The sequence below is a fragment of the Vibrio sp. 10N.286.49.E11 genome (assembly GCF_041469505.1).
Lineage (GTDB): Bacteria > Pseudomonadota > Gammaproteobacteria > Enterobacterales > Vibrionaceae > Vibrio > Vibrio crassostreae_C.
In genome coordinates this window covers 63,194-80,099 of the sequence record NZ_JBFRKQ010000071.1, presented here as the reverse complement: position 1 = coordinate 80,099, position 16,906 = coordinate 63,194, and the positions used below count along the sequence as shown (strand labels likewise).

Below are 16,906 nucleotides of genomic sequence, written 5' to 3'. Positions count from 1 at the left end.
CCCCGTAATTGAGGGGCTTAGACTATGCACACAACATTTTTATTCGTTCAAATCAGAACTTGCTAATCGACTAAGAATTGAGTCTCCGTACATTTGTTCTTGTTTCTTTTTAACAATTTTCTGCTGTCTATTTTTCATGCCTGCTGAATCATCTTTAAAGTAAGAGACTATGTTATTGGTAAACTCAACGTAATTACCCGTCTTATAAACTGAGTAATCATCAACTAGTAAAGTTTTAACATCACATGACAATTGATCTTTGAATGGCGAGTCTTCATTTACAACAGCTATATACTGACTCTCTTGTGACAAGAATTGATTGAATAGCTCACGAGTTAGTTCAAACTCTCGTTCAAAAGAAACTTCTTTAACGTTCTCGTCTTCATCTTTAAGTAAAAGAGCACCACCGACTATTGAGTAATTCTTGAATACATTTTTCTCGAACTCATCATCACTCAAGTTCAAAGACTTAATTGTCTTGAATTCAACAGTACCGTTATCTGCTTGTAATGTTGCTTTGATTTTGTTGGCATTTTTTATGTACTGACTATCAAAAGAACAAACGAACTCTCTTTTTGATCCATCACTAGGAATTCTAAATTCTTTGCGATCAGACTGGCTTTGATAAGTACACTCCGTAGTAAGCCTATCCCCCTCAACTTCGAAGACTAAGCATTGATTTTCACGATCATACTTGGCTTCAACTTGAGTTAGTTGTTTCTTCTTACCAAGCTCCATTCTTAAAGCAGTATACGCAGCCTTTCCTAGACCACGTGCTATATACAGTCCGTTTTCTAGTTCGTGCTCAAACTTGATCCTGATTAACATGCTTTTGTATCGACTTGATCTTGGCGCACTGGCATCAAAGAGATATCTACATCGGGTATAGATATAGTCATTTCCGACAAGAAAGTAGTTAATATTATGCCGCTTTAGGATGGTAGCGACATATTGATCAATTACCATCGCTCACCTTCTTGTTTTCTCGCTCTTCTCGTTTCTTTCTCGCTTTTTCCAGATGTGTAGCCCAATCAATATCACCTAAAACTCTAGTTTCACCTTCAGCCCAATCTGGTCTTTCTGTCTGGGACTTGCTATTCCAACATAGCCAACTGCCATCTTCTTGGAGTTGTGAGTGTGTTACTCTATGTTTTTCTATCTCACCACTTTCAAGTAAGCCAAACCAAGGGTCACGAGAAAGCGTGTCCGCTGTTAACTTACCTAGTGTTTCATCACCATAAAAAAGTGATGGTGGTTTAGGAGTACTCTTTTTTTGTTGAGTGCCACTAACATTCCGCTTTTCAACTTTGATATTCAAACCAATTTCTCGGGCGATATCTGTGTCACTAAGTTTTGGTTGTAGCTCTTTATACTCTAAAATTTTTCCTTTAATATCATTTAAAAGATCCACACGTTCTTTTTCTGTACGAGCATCTAACTCCCTCTGACATTCTTCTATGTACTTGGCAAGCGCTTCTTTACTCATTGCCTTTACATTCACTTCTTCAGGTAAATCTTCAGATACATTTGGCTCGTACATAAAAACCTCATTTATAAAACAGTTGTTTGTTAACATATTCAATGAGTCAGAAGTTACAGAAATTTAGAGATGCTGGCGACACTTGACTTCACAGTTTTGGTCGATAGATAAAAAATAGCGGCAGTATTGCCGCTATCACACTTTGTACAGCTGTTTAACAGAGTCGTTAAACTGTTGCTTTAGCTCTCTGCACTGTTGACACTCCAATACCTAACCTTTGGGCAGTTTTTCGAATCGATAGACCACCAGCAAGGCAATCAAGTATAGCTTGCTTATCTACTGTTACTGCGCGCCCCTTGTACTTCCCTGCCGCTTTTGCTTTCGCTATGCCTTCAGCCTGTCTTTCAAGAAGCATTTGACGTTCAAACTGATATACAGACCCTAGTAGGTTAAGCAATAACTCATTCATCGGGTTGGTTTTATCAGCACTGAAAAGCATGTTCTCTTTGATAAACTGAACCGCTACCAACTTAGAATTGAAGAACTCAATCAGACCTAATAGGTCTTTCATGTCACGAGCAAGACGTGAGATGTCATGAACGACAACCGTATCACCCTCGCGTACATACTCTTTTAAACGCTTCAGTTCTTCCCTATCCGTTGTTGAGCCACTGCATTTATCAGTAAACACTTTATCCAATTCAACACCATCAAGTTGTCGCACCGTATTTTGTTGAACTGTAGACACCCGAACATAGCCAACCTTGCTCATATTTCACTCGCTGTATTCATTTAACTCTAGATGAGACTACATTAGGCTGTATTCAATGGAAAAAGCAACCATAATGAATACAGCTAGCGTATTCATTCAAATGTGTTCTTAGACAGTAGTCAAATGAATACAAAAAGCCCCCGTATTTCTACGAGGACTTAGTTTTAATCAGCAAGCAGTCTTTCAAGTGACTCTATTCGCTCACCATTGTGTTTAGTCGTTGCCTTTACAAGATCAATATCATCAAGAATGATATCTGTTCTTTCCAACACTACTTCTTGTTGTGTTGCCAGAGTATCGAGTATTGAGTGCAACTCACCATAGTTATTTGAAAACGAAATATTTGAAATCGCTAATGGCATGATAATAACCAACAACCCAGCTAGTAATCTATTCATCTATACCACCCAGTTGTTCAAGTAGTTCTCTACGTTTCCGTTCTCGCTCTGATTGCTCAAGTAACGCCTCTTCTTGCGACACCAAACGACTTTGCTCGTGTTGCTTCATCTTCTCTCGAATGGCGTTGATTCGTTTCTCTGCTTCTTCTTGGTATTCTTTGTCTTTAAGCTGTTCTCGACGATACTCATCTAAAGAACCGACCATTCTCAGTAAATCAAGAGAATTGCCCGTCCATCCCTGTTCATCTTCTTCTTTGCTACTGTTAGTTCGAACTAAATTTAAGAAACTCATAACGCCTCCAAATCAGCTTCAAGTGAAGCAAGAAGAGCTTCTTTTTCCGACCGCGACAAGTCATTGATGATTGACAGTTCCAACTTGGACGCACGGTTAGTAACTCGTTTTATTTCAGCTTCACACATCGCTGTGATTGCTCTTTCAGCTAGTACTACACCAAACGCACCAGACAACACCATTTTAAGAATTTGACTTGTGTCGATGTCACCAGCACCAGTCAATGGCATTGACATATCTTTTAACTTCTTCTCTCGATTTTCGATGTCTCGCAATTCTGCTTTGCGTTCTAGCTTTTGTAGTTCAGCGGCTTTCTTGCGCCTCGCAGCACCACTGCGTCGCCCCGCTTCTTTGGCTTTCTCGTTATCAGTGAAATGAAGATTTTCTTTTTTCATACTTGTTCAACCTGTTCATTAATACAGATATATTTATTCAACAGATTGAAACCAATAAAAACCGCCCATTGAAGGCGGTTTCTATTGAATACGACGTTCTTTCAGTCGATTTTAATAAAGATGAATCTTGTTTGTTACTTGTTCAACAAAGCCCACTGCTTTACTTTGTAGTTGAACCATTCATCTTCAGAGCCAAACGAGAATACTTGATTTAACTCTCTTCCCTGATTCAATGCAGCCGTATACCCTTTCGAGCTGAAACGATATGTTTTCATTCCATCATAATCAACAACGATGTCGTCATTTGTTTTTGAAATGAGCTTATGTAAATTTAGTGCGGATTCGTCACCCATTGTATATCGAATAAATGTGCGCATTGTTCTGTTTTCACCGCAAGTATTTTGAACGTAGTACTTTTTATTGTTGATAGTTGGTAACACGTTGTAGTAGTTCATATCTTCACACTTGATATCAGTATGGATATAAAATGAACTGATTTTAGCCATTTTGTTTTTATTTCTATATTCTCGACTGCCCTTTTTAGGCATTACACTCGGAATCACTTGTAACATAGCGTCGTTATTTTCTGATTTTGTATACATTGCATAAAGAACATCATTTGTACTCGCTACTTTGTAGTCTCCATGCTCGGTCATCACATCAGGCATAAGATACTTAGAGTCTGAAATCACTTGATGAACAAGTGACTCATTACCCTTTCTTAAACACTCTCTTGTAGTTTCTGCACTCAATGTCTTGCCATATGGATGATTGAAACGACGCTTATCCCACTGGATAGCTGATAAAATTGAATTTGTATTATAAGCCGCATCACGTTGCTTTATTAATAGATCAGTAGAGTCCATATTACCAAAACGTTCTACTTTCTGACCTTTGTCTATTCGCATGAATTCGCCGCAAGTCATGTCACCAAAAACCTGCTCAACCGTTTTAGGGTTCTTAACAAACTGATATAGATTGGTGTCCATTCCTTTGTCTACATTTGTCTTTACTTTGGTCGCTTGACAACCAGCCAATGTAACCACCGACAGCGCGCTCACTACGCTAATTTTCACAAATTGTACTTTGTTCACTTTATTGTTCATAAAAACCTCAAATAAAAGCACTAAGCACCCATATGGGTGCAGTGTACCTTTATCTTATATGCAACCTATTTGCACCCATAATGGTGCAGATGAAATCATGAACCAAGTCACAGAAAAAAAGAATATTACTGGCATTAAAATCAAAGAGATACGGTTAAGTAAGTCATGGTCTCAAGCAGATGTAGAGCGTGAGTGTAGTTTGCTTGGAATAGACATGACTCGAAGCAAACTTGCAAAGATCGAAAGCGGCATGATTCGTGTAACTGATGAGATGATCCGAGATTTGCTTGTCGTTTTACAAACTGATGCGAATTCGTTGTTTGAATAAACAACCACCGGTCATGCCGATTAAACCTATTAATCACATTAGAACTGGTTCAAAATACACACTACTAAACAGCCATATAGGCACAACAGGAGAGCCATCATGTTCACGGGTATAATTCAATCTGTCGCTCTGATCTCATCAATAACTGACGACAAGGGAATAAGAACTTTCGCTATTGAGTTTGATGCAGGTTTCTGTGAAGACTTAGATATAGGGGCTAGTGTTGCAGTTGATGGTGTTTGCTTAACTGTTACTGAGATAGTTTCTCCAACGCTAGTCAAGTTTGACGTTATGCTCAAAAGCCTTGAGATTACAACGCTGAGTGAATACAAGCAAAGCCAAAAGATCAACGTAGAACGCGCTGCCAAAGATGGTGCTGAAATAGGCGGACACCCACTATCGGGGCATGTCGATTTCAAAACCTCTGTGCTTGACGTTCAGCAAATAGATGACAACTACCGCGTGCGTATTACGGCTCCACGCGAATGGTTAAAATACATTTTCCCTAAAGGCTACATTGCTTTGAATGGGGCAAGCCTTACTGTATCTGACGTTGACAAAAAAGATGGCTGGTTTGATGTTTGGTTGATTCCAGAGACTCGCAGAATGACTACTTTCGAAGAGAAGCAAAGCGGTTCAAACATCAACGTTGAGATTGAACGTGGAACTCAGGTGATCGTTGATACTGTGCGAGATGCTATTGACGAGAAAATGGGAGCTTTAATGCCAATGTTTGAGAAGTTTCTAGCGACAAATAACGCGGACATTGACTCTATCGGTCAAGCAGCACAAAAAGCTCTCTCAAACTCTGATAACCAATAATGCTTTGCGTCATGAGCTAGGGTAACACGCCCTAGCTTCAGCGTTTACTGAAGTAATAGCGCTCAAATAACGTGAAAAATCAAAAACTCACTTTTTTCAACACAATGTAATGATTTAAACTTGATAAGTATTCACTTTGTCACCAACATTCAGTTGGCCTAAGTTCGTCAATCGCAATGTCGCTTGCATTAAATCAAAAGCAATCTGGTTACCTGAAATTTCCGTTACCGTTAAGCAACAACCGTTATGAGCTACTGAAGCACCAATGGCTAATCCTTCAACCATTTCATCGCTTAGCTCAATGGTATGAGTTTGAAACGACTCTTTTTTGTTGATAGCAACCAGTGTTGCCATGCCTTGAACGATACCTGTAAACATAAGATTCCTATTTAGTATTCTAGTAACAGTTTTTCATAGCAGTTATTGTGACATTTCTTTATGATTCGTCCAGTGGAAGCTTAAGATCATTGTCTCTGATTCCTTCAGAATGTCCTTTCCTACACTATTATTCTAATTTTCCCTCTTATTTGGAGTTGTTTGTGCATCGTTACAAAGAAGAATCCTCGAATCTAATTAAACTTGCGGCCCCAGTATTGATCGCATCCGTTGCACAAACTGGAATGGGTTTTGTTGATACCGTAATGGCCGGTGGCGTAAGTGCTATCGATATGGCGGCGGTTTCGATTGCAGCAAGTATCTGGCTACCATCAATCCTATTTGGTGTTGGTCTATTGATGGCGTTGGTTCCTGTCGTTGCACAACTGAATGGTTCTGGTCGACAAGTAAAAATTCCATTTGAGATTCAACAAGGAGCGTTTTTAGCGCTCGTCATTTCCCTTCCAATCATTGGCGTACTGTTCCAGACACAATTGATATTGGAGTGGATGGACATTGAACAACTCATGGCGGAAAAGACCATCGGCTATATGAATGCGGTGATGTTTGCTGTACCTGCATTTTTGTTGTTCCAAACATTGCGAAGCTTTACCGATGGTATGTCTTTAACCAAGCCTGCGATGGTGATTGGTTTTATTGGCTTGCTATTAAACATCCCGCTGAACTGGATGTTCGTATACGGAAAACTTGGTGCTCCTGCTCTGGGTGGTGTTGGCTGTGGCGTTGCAACGGCTATCGTATATTGGGTGATGTTTGCTCTGCTGTTCGCTTACGTTTTAACATCAAAGCGTTTGGCGAAAATTAACATCTTCGGTACGTTCCATAAGCCGCAACTTAAAGCTCAAATTCGTCTGTTTAGACTTGGTTTCCCTGTGGCGGCCGCTATCTTCTTCGAGGTAACTCTGTTTGCGGTGGTTTCTCTGTTAGTTGCACCATTGGGTTCATTGATTGTTGCCGCGCACCAAGTCGCGATCAACTTCTCTTCGCTGGTCTTCATGATTCCAATGAGTATCGGTGCAGCCGTGAGTATTCGTGTTGGCCATAAGTTGGGCGAAAACAACACCGAAGGTGCGAAGATCGCGACACACGTGGGTATCATTGTTGGTTTAGTGACAGCCCTTATGACAGCGGCGTTAACGATTCTGTTTAGAGAACAGGTTGCATTACTTTACACAGAGAACACGGCAGTAATTATGGTTGCAATGCAGTTGCTGTTGTTCGCGGCGGTTTATCAATGTACTGACGCCATCCAAGTTATCGCGGCAGGTGCTCTGCGTGGCTACAAAGACATGCGTTCAATCTTCAACATTACCTTCGTTGCTTACTGGTTGCTTGGCCTTCCTATCGGCTACATCTTAGGAATGAAAGATTGGATTGTTGAACCTATGGGCGCGCACGGCTTCTGGATTGGTTTCATTGTCGGTCTCACATCAGCAGCGATTATGCTGGGTATGCGACTACACTGGATGCATAAACAAGACGACGACGTACAGCTAGAGTTTAGTTCGCGCTAGATTCGCACTCACTAAGTCGGTCTATCTGATTTCGAATAAAAAAAAGAGCTCTGATTTTCAGGGCTCTTTTTCGTTTAATGGTCAGGTAGATCGTATCTGCCTTAATATTCACTCTTCTCTCGAACAAAGCGCGCAAACTTGGGTTTTCCGTTTTGAGTAAAACCATTGTAACGAAAGGTAATACGGCTGCCGATCTCTGGCGGTGCGAGTCTCATTTGGTCACTGAACCCGCTGCCTATATAAAATTCCACACCCTCTTCTGTGTGAACCAAGATTGAACCCATCATCCCTTTATACTTCCCTGTCCCACCCTTGTAGCCAATAACTGTGGCTTCGGCATCATGATGCCTTTTCAGTTTTAACAAATCATTACTTCGGCCTGCTTGATAACGACTGGTGATTTTTCTAAGCATCAAACCTTCGCCATTACGCTCATCGACATTATCAAGTTGATGAAACAAAGCCTCTTCACTGTGAATTGGTACATGTTCTATGTAGCTGACATGAGATTCTCCAATCACGCTTACCCAATGCAAAATGTTGTAATAGCGCTTTTGATAATCTCCCGCAGCGCCTGGCATATCAAACAGCATGAAATCGATTTGGCGCCATGCTGTGTCACTCGGCGTATGATCGAGAACGGTAGATTGAACAAGGTGGAACTTGCCCCTTCCTGCCCACAACTCTCCTTCGAGATGGACCTTAGGCAAGTTTTCAGTAAACCACTTGGGTGAGTAAATGCGATTACCATTGCGTGTATAAAGATGTTGTCCGTCCCAAAGAGCCCGAATCCCATCAAGCTTTTCACTCTTCCAGTATTCAGAAACATCAATGCCTTGTTGGTATGTATTGGCCAGTACCAAATGGTCGGGAGGTAAATAGGATGAATGAGAAGAGAGCGAACACGCCCATAGAGTTGCTATCGCCAATTTAGTTAATCTCATCATCTGCTCCGTATTGATATCTGTAGTAGTCAACAAACGCCTTTAATCCTAAGCGTTCTGACACGTAGGTAGACAATCTTTGCTAGAAGATGCGATCCACTCACCAACCTTATCTAACCCTTTCATCTATTCATTTAATTAATGACTTATGGCTCTCATATGATCCGCCGTTTTTAGTTCTCAAATTGAGAAATGCCTTTTCTCAATTTGAGATGGGAATTCACTACAAATATAAGCTATTGAAAAATAACAACATAAAAGTTGGCACATTCAGTGCAATTGTCCATACATACTTAAAAGGAGATATCGCTATGGAACTACGTAAGATTGATTTAAACACAACGACACTGACACTTTCTATTTTCGGTGATCTGGATGCAGCAGGCAGTCGTGATGCACAAACCGACATTGATGATGTGATTTCTAACGATGGCCACCCTGAAATCGAAGTTGATTTTAGCCAAGTTGAGTTTTTAGATTCATCTGGGGTTGGCGCGATTGTTTATATGTTCAAACGTCTGACTGAACGCGAGCGTATTATGCGACTTGAAAATGTGACGGGGCAACCGCTTGAAATTATGAACTTGCTGCGTATTGGCCACGCTATCCCAGTAAATTCAAAAAATCCTGCAAATTCATGAAGAACCACTAAGCTAGAAGTAACAAAAAATAATAAGAAAAATTAGAAACATAGGACGTTGGCATGAAAATACTGAAAAACTACATAGCCCTTTCTCTGTCCGCTCTCGTTCTGGGTGGCTGTACTAGCTATCCTGAACAAGGCACAGGGGGTTTGGCTGAAAGTTACGATTCTATTAACTATCAAAACTCAGACTTCTCTCCTGTCATGCCAGACGAGCCTCTTGGTCCAGAACATGGATTACGCTTTGATTGGCAGCTTGCTAAATTGCACCTTGATGCCTTGATCCAAGAAGGCGCTCGTTGGTGCTTCCCCGCTGCTGTTGTTCAAGCAATCGAAAAGCAAAATCGTATTGCTCGTGAACTTCAAGGCGGTCTACTACTGGATGCAGCCAACGATTTAGTGATCCAAAGAAAACGCCTAAATGAACTTGAGGTCCAACTGGATTACGTAACTTCACAAGCCCGCTGTGAGCCACCAAAAAATGAAAATCAATTTAGAATGCAACTGTCGGTTATCGAACAGTTGTATGACCTGCTTAATGTTGACAACCAATTCGCGGAAGATTCGATTGAAGTAAACCCGAAGTATATGGGAAGACTTGCGGAAGCAACCAGTTTACTGAAAGAACACAAATCTCTAGACCTTGTGGTTACCGGCCATGCTGATGCAACGGGTGCCGAAGAATACAACGACAAGTTAGCGCTTGGACGAGCGAAACAAGTCGAACGCTACCTGACTATTTTTGGACTAGGCGCTCAACGAATCAAAGCCGTCTCTGTTGGCGAAACCGTCCCTCTTTTTGAAGGTGAATCTGACGGAACTCGTTTAACGAACCGCCGAGTAAGTATTGAAATTATCTCGCCTAAGAATGCCGAGAAAATGGGAGGTGGAATATGAAATCCTTAATCGCTTTTATCATCACCCTATCGTTATGCTTTGCGAATGTTGTCAATGCTAACGACGAGTTTTCAGATGCAGTTCAAGTCGGTGACCTTATCCAAGTTAACGTACCCGGTGAAAGTACCTTAAACACAGGTTTCCAAGTGGATAAGCGTGGCCGTATTACCCTTCCTGAAGTAGGCGCTGTGTTTGTTGCAGGTTACGACAGTGACCAGCTTAACAAAGTCGTTCTAGAGTCACTGGCAACCGCTTACAAAGATCTTTCGAACGCTTCAGTGTATGTAAAAGAGCAGCAAATCATCATCTACGTGCAAGGTTATGTAGAACAGCCTGGCGAATACACGCTCTCATTAGGTTCTAGCATCCAAATGGCACTTTACGCTGCGGGTGGTTTACGCCCGGGCGCGCAACTGGATAAGCTGATTCTAAAGCGAGGCGCAGATAAGAAAGAGTTTAACTACAAACGATTCCTTGATTCAGGAGACGAGTCAGCATTACCTACTCTTCAATCACTGGATTCACTATTCGTTCCAGCTTCTCCATTAGTCGGTAACATCGAGCAAGAGTTTGACGCAGCAAAGCTTGCTAACTCAGGTGACAGTGCTGATTCTCGTAACTCCATCAAAGTGTTTGGTGAGGTGAACGCGCCGGGTTCGTTCACTTACAAAGAGAACACCGACCTTGTCGACGTACTTATGCGTTCGGGCGGTGTAACTCGTTATGCCAGTGTTGAGCAAATCCGAGTGATTTCGAACAACACCCCAACGCTATTCAACCTAAAACGTTACTTAGATTCTGGTGACGAAAGTCTGCTTCCAATTTTACGCCCGGGTGCGACCATTTTCGTTCCCAAGCAAGAAGAAGAGATCAAATCCGGCGCCAACATGGTTTACGTAATGGGCGAAGTCGCAGCACCTGGTGCTTTTGAAGGCAAAAGAGACGCGACCTTTATGGATATCTTGGCGAATGCGGGCGGCCCAACTCGATTTGCAGAGTCACGACAAATCCGTGTCATCAAAGCAGATGGCAGAGTGCTTAAATTCGATTTAGCGGCTTACACTGAAGGCTTACCTAACTCTAACCCTCCTAGCATCAAAGCTGGTGACGCGATTTTCGTTCCTGAGAAAACCAACATGAACGAGAAGTCTTGGTTGAAAATCACGCCAGACAGAGCAGTTAACGTGATTGGTGAGGTGAATCGACCTGGTCGTATTGAATGGTCAGATGAAATGAACTTCATGGGATTATTGGCACACGTCGGTGGCCCTACGCTACGCGCTGACACATCGAAAATCGAGGTTGTTACAGGTAGAAAGCTAGTTGTGTTTAACCTTGATGATTTTATTCGAAATGGTGCGCCACGTGACCAAATGCCACAAATTCGAGCGGGCTCTATCGTGCGTGTTCACGACTTGCCACAAGACCCTTCAGACAATAAATCACAATGGGTTCGTCAAAGCTCTGATGCTTCGATCTACATTTTTGGACAAGTGAATGCGCCTGGTCGTTACCGCTTCACCAAAGACATGCACTTCCTTGATATCTTGTCTGCGGCTGACGGTCCAACAAAGGATGCCGACATCCACAACGTTCGAGTAACGCATCGTGACAAAACCTATTCGCAAGTAAGCAAACTTAACTTATCACTGTACTTCGAAACCGGTGACGAATCGTTACTGCCAAACGTAACCACTGGCGACACGATTTACATCCCAGAGAAAGGCAAAAACTGGTTAGATACACCGAAAGAAGAAACCGTTCGTGTGCTTGGTGCGATTAACAACCCAGGGCGTTATGTATTCAACGACAACATGACCATTCTAGATATTCTGGCAGAAGCTGCAGGCCCTACCGACAATGCTTACGTAGAGAAAATTACCATCGTCAATATGTCTTGTTGCCAAGGTCAGGCTCGTACTTTTGACCTTGTTGAATTCAGCAAAACGGCGAACATTTACAACCTGCCGGTGCTGCGCGCCGGTGACACGATTTACATTCCAGACCGTCGCGAAAGTTTTATTGAGAAAGCACGAGTCGGACTTGATGACATACTGCGTATCACCACGACCATCGTATTAATAGGAGCTTTATAATGACTATTTCAGCGACCCATGCCGAAGTCGAGCAACTGTATTTAGCTTCTGAACTTAACGGCCAAAAATCAATATGCGTCACCGCCTGCCATTCAGGTGACGGCGTAACATCTATTGCAACCGCATTAGCCGAGCGTTTTCTTCTTGCGGGTCATTCTACGCTTTATGTTGATCTCAACTTATTCAACCCTGCTTTCAAAGATTTGAATATGCTAGAAGATAATCAGCAAGGTCAATTGATTGAACATGTTGAATCTCAGCGTACATTTATCGGTGTCCCTGCTCCACAAGTTGCTTCAACGCAATTGGCTTATAAAGATCCGACAACGTTACAAAAAGTGGTCAACAAATGGTTAGAGAAATACGACAGAGTCATCATTGATACCTCACCGCTTCTCAACATAAACAAAGGAAACATTCCGGCGCAGTCTGTGGCGAGTGCTTGTGAAAGCACACTAATGGTTGTCGCTTATGGTGAAACGTCGAGTCACCACCTAGAACAAGCGAAAAAGCTGCTTGATGCACAAAGTATCAATCTAATGGGCTGCGTGATGAACATGAAACAAAAACCTAGCTTTGCACAAGAGTTGGTCAGACAAATCAATCGAATGAAATTCATCCCCGCTAAGTTTCGCGATAGCTTGGCAAACAAGCTGTATCAAAATGAGTTTTTGAACCTTCCGATGTAACTTTCTTTTGCTACTTTCTGGCTGTCATTAAACCATGACAGCCACCTATCTTATTAGACTTCAAGCTCCAACAGTTCTGAATAAATAAAAACCAAATTGAGTGTTTTTGGCGGAAATATGACTAAAAATACGATTTTAAAAACTATTCAACGCATTTCACGCACGCAAGTTGTGGTCTTACCACCTTTAAACTCATCCAAAAATCAACAGCCCCACACCTAACTTTAGCGGTAATGTGACACAGGCGGTTAAAGTGCCATGTAAATCGCATCAAAGATGGAATTCGTACGATTATTCCCTAAGATTATAAATAGAGGTGGTTTTTGACGAATTTGTAATAGTTTGACAAAGTTATCCGATGGCTGTTGAAACACAGTGGATGAATTGGCAAATCACACTTCACTGACTTTGCACGTTTATCTATTCAAACTTCACCCATCCCTCCTTCTGCTCAAATGGTTCAAATACACGGAAAGGATCACCATCGAGCAATTTAGATAATCAATTTACCTTGGTTACCTTAGTTGTATTATTAAAGAGAAAGGAAACTCAATATGAAATACAAGTTAAGCTCCGTATTTTTGTTAGTAGCAGCAGCCAGCGGTAATGCTAACGCTGGAGAATGTGGCAGCGTAACAATCGCAGATATGAACTGGAACTCTGCAACACTGATCGCCAATATCGACCAATTCATCCTTGAACATGGTTATGGGTGTGATGCTGAACTTATCCCTGGCGACACTATGCCAACAGGCACGTCTATGATCGAAAAAGGCCAGCCTGATGTTGCACCTGAACTTTGGAGCAACAGCTTAAAAGACGCATTAGATAAAGGTGTTGAAGAAAAACGTCTTCGCTACGCAGGTAAAGCACTTGTGAACGGCGGCGAAGAAGGCTTTTGGGTTCCAGCTTACCTAGTAAAACAGTACCCTGAAATGGCAACCATCGAAGGCGTACGCAAAAACGCAAGCTTATTCAAACACCCTGAAGACCCAGATACATCTGCATTCTACAGCTGCCCTGCAGGCTGGAACTGTCAGATCAGCGCCGGAAACTTGTTTAATGCTCTTGAGCTAGAAAACAGCGGTTTCACGATTGTTGATCCAGGCTCGAGTGCCGGCTTATCTGGCTCTATCGCAAAAGCTTATGAACGTGAAGAAGCTTGGTTTGGTTACTACTGGGCACCGACCGCTGTTCTAGGTAAATACGACATGGTTAAAGTCGACTTTGGCAGTGGCGTTAATGAGGAAGAGTTCCTTAACTGTACCACCAAAGAAGATTGTGAATCGCCAAAAGCGACCATGTACCCGCCTTCACCTGTTCACACGATTACCACTGAAAGTTTTGCGTCACGTGCTCCTGAAGCGTACGACTACTTTACTAAACGTGGTTTCACGAACGACAAAATGAACTCGCTACTTGCTTGGATGGAAGACAACCAAGCTGATGGCGAAGAAGCGAGTCTGCATTTCTTAAGTGAATTCCCAGAGGTATGGCACCCATGGGTTTCTGAAGAAGTGGCTAAGAAAGTTGAAGCAGAGCTGTAAGAGCTTGATTTAATAACAAGTAATTACGCTTCAACAATAAAACAGAAATAACGTCGCTATACTTGATGTTATTCATGATTCGGAGCCCTTTTCATTAGCGATTTTCTTCTCGCATGGACAAGTGGCACCGAACTATAAGGATATAAAATGGCTGACAGCAATTGGTTATCAAGCTTTCCAGAGATGGAACGCGGTGATTTACGAACCATAAAAAAGACGCTAGATGGCGCATACCGTGAATTTTCCCGTGAATACGGCGAAATGATTGAATCTCTCTTTGACCCTCTTCTTTCATTCCTTGTTTGGTTTGAAAAACTTCTTATCTCAACACCTTGGATTATTGTCCTTGCCGTGTGTACCAGCCTTGTCTACGCAGCAAGCCGTTCTTGGAAACTAGCTTTAGGTTGTGTTGTTTCACTGCTTCTCATTGGTTACTTTGGAATGTGGGAAGACACCATGCGGACGCTCAGTATCATTACTGTGTGTACATTGGTTTCAATATTCTTAGGCATTCCGATTGGTATTGCGATGGCTCGTTCAAATCGAGCTCAATCTATCGTTACGCCGATGCTCGATATCATGCAAACCATGCCTGCATTCGTTTATTTGATTCCAGTGGTAATGCTACTCGGCATCGGTAAGATTCCAGGGCTAATCGCCGTGGTTATCTACGCCATTCCACCTGTAATTCGCTTAACTAACCTAGGCATACGCTTAGTTGATAAAGAAGTCCTTGAAGCCGCTACCGCTTTTGGTGCGAGCAAAAAGCAACGCTTATGGGGTGTCCAACTTCCTCTAGCAATGCCAACGATTATGGCTGGAATCAACCAAACCATCATGATGGCACTGTCTATGGTTGTTATCGCATCCATGATTGGTGTTAAAGGCCTAGGACAACCGGTTCTCAAATCGATTACTAACCAGTACTTCACATTAGGCTTGATGAACGGTTTCGCCATCGTTGCCCTCGCAATCCTTTTTGACCGCGCTTCACAAGCGTATGCAAGAAGAACTAATGCGCATTTAGGAGGATTCAAGCATGACTAAACCATTGATTGAAATTAGTGGCCTATACAAGGTGTTTGGACCGAAACCGATGTCTGTTATGAACCGAGTTCAAAACGGCGAACACAAAGATCAGATTCTTGCGGATACGGGGCATACCGTTGGTTTAAAAGAGATCAACCTTGAGATTAACCGTGGCGAAATCTTCGTTATCATGGGGCTTTCTGGCTCGGGTAAATCGACGCTGATTCGCCACTTCAACCGTTTGATTGACCCGACTCAAGGTAAAATCATGGTTGAAGGCATTGATGTGATGAGCCTCAACACTAAACAGCTAGAAGAGTTCCGTCGTCATAAAATGTCGATGGTATTCCAACGCTTTGGCTTAATGCCTCATCGCACAGTGGTTGAAAACGTTGCGTACGGGTTGGAAGTACAAGGCATCAAAAAAGAAGACCGTTTAGCAAAAGCCAACGAATGGTTAGAAACCGTGGGCTTGAAAGGTTACGGCAAGCAATACCCTGCGCAACTTTCAGGTGGTCAGCAACAACGTGTTGGCCTTTCGCGCGCTCTGTGTACTAACGCTGAAATCTTGTTAATGGATGAAGCCTTTTCGGCACTCGACCCTTTGATTCGAAGTGAAATGCAAGACCAGCTTATTGAACTTCAAGAGAAGCTTCATAAGACGATTGTTTTCATCACACATGATCTGGACGAAGCACTCCGCCTAGGCGATAGAATCGCAATTTTGAAAGACGGCGAGTTAGTACAACAAGGCACACCACATGAGATTCTGCTAAATCCAGCCGATGATTACGTGGAAGCGTTCGTGAAAGACGTAAACCGCGCTCGTGCATTGACCGTTGAAACCGTTATGCAGCCTCCTCTGTATCGAATCACATCAGAAACAATTGAAGGTGCTTTGGCACAAATGAAGATGCTTAAAAACGATTACGCTTATCACGTAACAGATGACGGCTATCAAGGCCTAGTCACACAAGAAAGTCTACAAGACGCCGTTGAAGATTCATCGGTACATGATTTTAGTGATGAGATATACGAAGAAGTCCCTGCCATCTTACCAGATGCGGTGATTGAAGAAGTGCTACCGGACACTATGTCTTGTGACTACTCTCTTCCAGTTGTTGATGAAGACGGTAATCTAAAAGGTGAACTCGAGAGAAGCGCTGTTGCTGATATCTTCTCAGAAAGTAGCGAGGAAGAAGTAAAAGCCGACCCAAAGCCAAAGATTGATAAAGCTTCGTAGTCCTACTTTTCGTGATTTAAAGCTCGGCTGTTTAAATTATCGCTATTTGCGTTATCGCTATTTAGATTAGCCTAAACTACATAAACCGCTCTAAGACCACTGTTGTTATTTCACTGCAGTGGTCTTTTTTATTTGTATCGGGCTCGTTTTCTTCTGAGATCTACCCGCACCTTAGGCTTTATAGGCACCTAAGTTTATATTTCATAAGAGAAAACAAAATAAAATCAGTCCGTTAGGTTTGTCACAAACCCAATAGCAAGATGAGTGAGATGCCAATTAAATGCTCTATTTGTACGGCAACCAGTTGAAATTATT

18 protein-coding genes and 1 pseudogene are annotated in these 16,906 nt (G+C 42.3%); 10 read left to right on the top strand and 9 right to left on the bottom strand.

The genetic code is table 11. The features are described 5' to 3' along the window. Window positions 1-39: 39 nt before the first annotated feature. The 7 genes from AB4167_RS17325 to AB4167_RS17295 all read right to left on the bottom strand — a co-directional run bounded on the left by AB4167_RS17325 (window position 40) and on the right by AB4167_RS17295 (window position 4,443). A complete protein-coding gene (locus tag AB4167_RS17325) occupies window positions 40-966 on the bottom strand; it encodes a hypothetical protein (protein WP_372136821.1) in 927 nt (308 codons plus the stop codon). Then, entirely contained in the window at window positions 956-1,540 is a 585-nt protein-coding gene (locus AB4167_RS17320) for a hypothetical protein (protein WP_372136820.1), read from the bottom strand. Before AB4167_RS17320 ends, AB4167_RS17325 begins: the two co-directional genes overlap by 11 nt. 166 nt (window positions 1,541-1,706) lie before the next feature. Further along, a complete protein-coding gene (locus AB4167_RS17315; RefSeq protein ID WP_238815198.1) occupies window positions 1,707-2,252 on the bottom strand; it encodes a recombinase family protein in 546 nt (181 codons plus the stop codon). A 164-nt stretch (window positions 2,253-2,416) separates the two neighbouring features. After that, window positions 2,417-2,650, bottom strand: coding sequence for a hypothetical protein (locus AB4167_RS17310; protein WP_372136819.1), 234 nt, complete (start codon window positions 2,648-2,650; stop codon window positions 2,417-2,419). Next, on the bottom strand, window positions 2,643-2,942 hold the full coding sequence (locus AB4167_RS17305; RefSeq protein WP_372136818.1) for a hypothetical protein: 300 nt from the start codon (window positions 2,940-2,942) through the stop codon (window positions 2,643-2,645). The genes AB4167_RS17310 and AB4167_RS17305 overlap by 8 nt, the downstream gene beginning before the upstream one ends. Beyond that, the gene (locus AB4167_RS17300) at window positions 2,939-3,337 is read right to left on the bottom strand and encodes a hypothetical protein (RefSeq protein ID WP_372136817.1); all 399 of its coding nucleotides are present in this window, start codon (window positions 3,335-3,337) and stop codon (window positions 2,939-2,941) included. The genes AB4167_RS17305 and AB4167_RS17300 overlap by 4 nt, the downstream gene beginning before the upstream one ends. Window positions 3,338-3,471: 134 nt before the next feature. After that, complete coding sequence (locus AB4167_RS17295) at window positions 3,472-4,443, bottom strand: hypothetical protein (RefSeq protein ID WP_372136816.1); 972 nt, start codon at window positions 4,441-4,443, stop codon at window positions 3,472-3,474. A gap of 97 nt (window positions 4,444-4,540) precedes the next feature. Here AB4167_RS17295 and AB4167_RS17290 point away from each other — a divergent pair, with 97 nt between their 5' ends. Both AB4167_RS17290 and AB4167_RS17285 read left to right on the top strand, forming a co-directional pair. Continuing rightward, window positions 4,541-4,771: a helix-turn-helix domain-containing protein gene (locus AB4167_RS17290; protein WP_372136815.1), complete on the top strand. Its 231-nt coding sequence runs from the start codon at window positions 4,541-4,543 to the stop codon at window positions 4,769-4,771. 99 nt (window positions 4,772-4,870) lie between these two features. Next, on the top strand, window positions 4,871-5,593 hold the full coding sequence (locus AB4167_RS17285; RefSeq protein WP_372136814.1) for a riboflavin synthase subunit alpha: 723 nt from the start codon (window positions 4,871-4,873) through the stop codon (window positions 5,591-5,593). Window positions 5,594-5,722: 129 nt separating this feature from the next. Here the strand turns inward: AB4167_RS17285 and AB4167_RS17280 are convergent. Then, a pseudogene (locus AB4167_RS17280) lies at window positions 5,723-5,971 on the bottom strand (riboflavin synthase); the annotation flags it as partial. 161 nt (window positions 5,972-6,132) lie between these two features. On the opposite strand from AB4167_RS17280, the gene AB4167_RS17275 reads away from it, so the two are divergent. Next, window positions 6,133-7,503, top strand: coding sequence for an MATE family efflux transporter (locus AB4167_RS17275; protein ID WP_372136813.1), 1,371 nt, complete (start codon window positions 6,133-6,135; stop codon window positions 7,501-7,503). Between the two features lie 101 nt (window positions 7,504-7,604). Here the strand turns inward: AB4167_RS17275 and AB4167_RS17270 are convergent, their stop codons facing one another. Continuing rightward, complete coding sequence (locus AB4167_RS17270; protein WP_065584423.1) at window positions 7,605-8,447, bottom strand: DNA ligase; 843 nt, start codon at window positions 8,445-8,447, stop codon at window positions 7,605-7,607. 311 nt (window positions 8,448-8,758) lie between these two features. On the opposite strand from AB4167_RS17270, the gene AB4167_RS17265 reads away from it, so the two are divergent. The 7 genes from AB4167_RS17265 to AB4167_RS17235 all read left to right on the top strand — a co-directional run bounded on the left by AB4167_RS17265 (window position 8,759) and on the right by AB4167_RS17235 (window position 16,591). Beyond that, window positions 8,759-9,088: an STAS domain-containing protein gene (locus AB4167_RS17265; protein ID WP_372082615.1), complete on the top strand. Its 330-nt coding sequence runs from the start codon at window positions 8,759-8,761 to the stop codon at window positions 9,086-9,088. A gap of 62 nt (window positions 9,089-9,150) precedes the next feature. Then, on the top strand, window positions 9,151-9,987 hold the full coding sequence (locus AB4167_RS17260; RefSeq protein ID WP_372136812.1) for an OmpA family protein: 837 nt from the start codon (window positions 9,151-9,153) through the stop codon (window positions 9,985-9,987). Then, window positions 9,984-12,083: an SLBB domain-containing protein gene (locus tag AB4167_RS17255; protein WP_372136811.1), complete on the top strand. Its 2,100-nt coding sequence runs from the start codon at window positions 9,984-9,986 to the stop codon at window positions 12,081-12,083. The genes AB4167_RS17260 and AB4167_RS17255 overlap by 4 nt, the downstream gene beginning before the upstream one ends. Then, the gene (locus AB4167_RS17250) at window positions 12,083-12,772 is read left to right on the top strand and encodes a tyrosine-protein kinase family protein (RefSeq protein WP_065677467.1); all 690 of its coding nucleotides are present in this window, start codon (window positions 12,083-12,085) and stop codon (window positions 12,770-12,772) included. The genes AB4167_RS17255 and AB4167_RS17250 overlap by 1 nt, the downstream gene beginning before the upstream one ends. Before the next feature lie 554 nt (window positions 12,773-13,326). Further along, complete coding sequence (locus AB4167_RS17245) at window positions 13,327-14,319, top strand: ABC transporter substrate-binding protein (protein ID WP_017063893.1); 993 nt, start codon at window positions 13,327-13,329, stop codon at window positions 14,317-14,319. A gap of 147 nt (window positions 14,320-14,466) precedes the next feature. Then, window positions 14,467-15,366 carry a proline/glycine betaine ABC transporter permease gene (locus AB4167_RS17240; protein ID WP_019823103.1) on the top strand — a complete coding sequence of 300 codons (900 nt, stop codon included), beginning with the start codon at window positions 14,467-14,469 and terminating at the stop codon, window positions 15,364-15,366. Beyond that, window positions 15,359-16,591 carry a glycine betaine/L-proline ABC transporter ATP-binding protein gene (locus AB4167_RS17235; protein ID WP_372136810.1) on the top strand — a complete coding sequence of 411 codons (1,233 nt, stop codon included), beginning with the start codon at window positions 15,359-15,361 and terminating at the stop codon, window positions 16,589-16,591. Before AB4167_RS17240 ends, AB4167_RS17235 begins: the two co-directional genes overlap by 8 nt. Window positions 16,592-16,906: the final 315 nt, after the last annotated feature.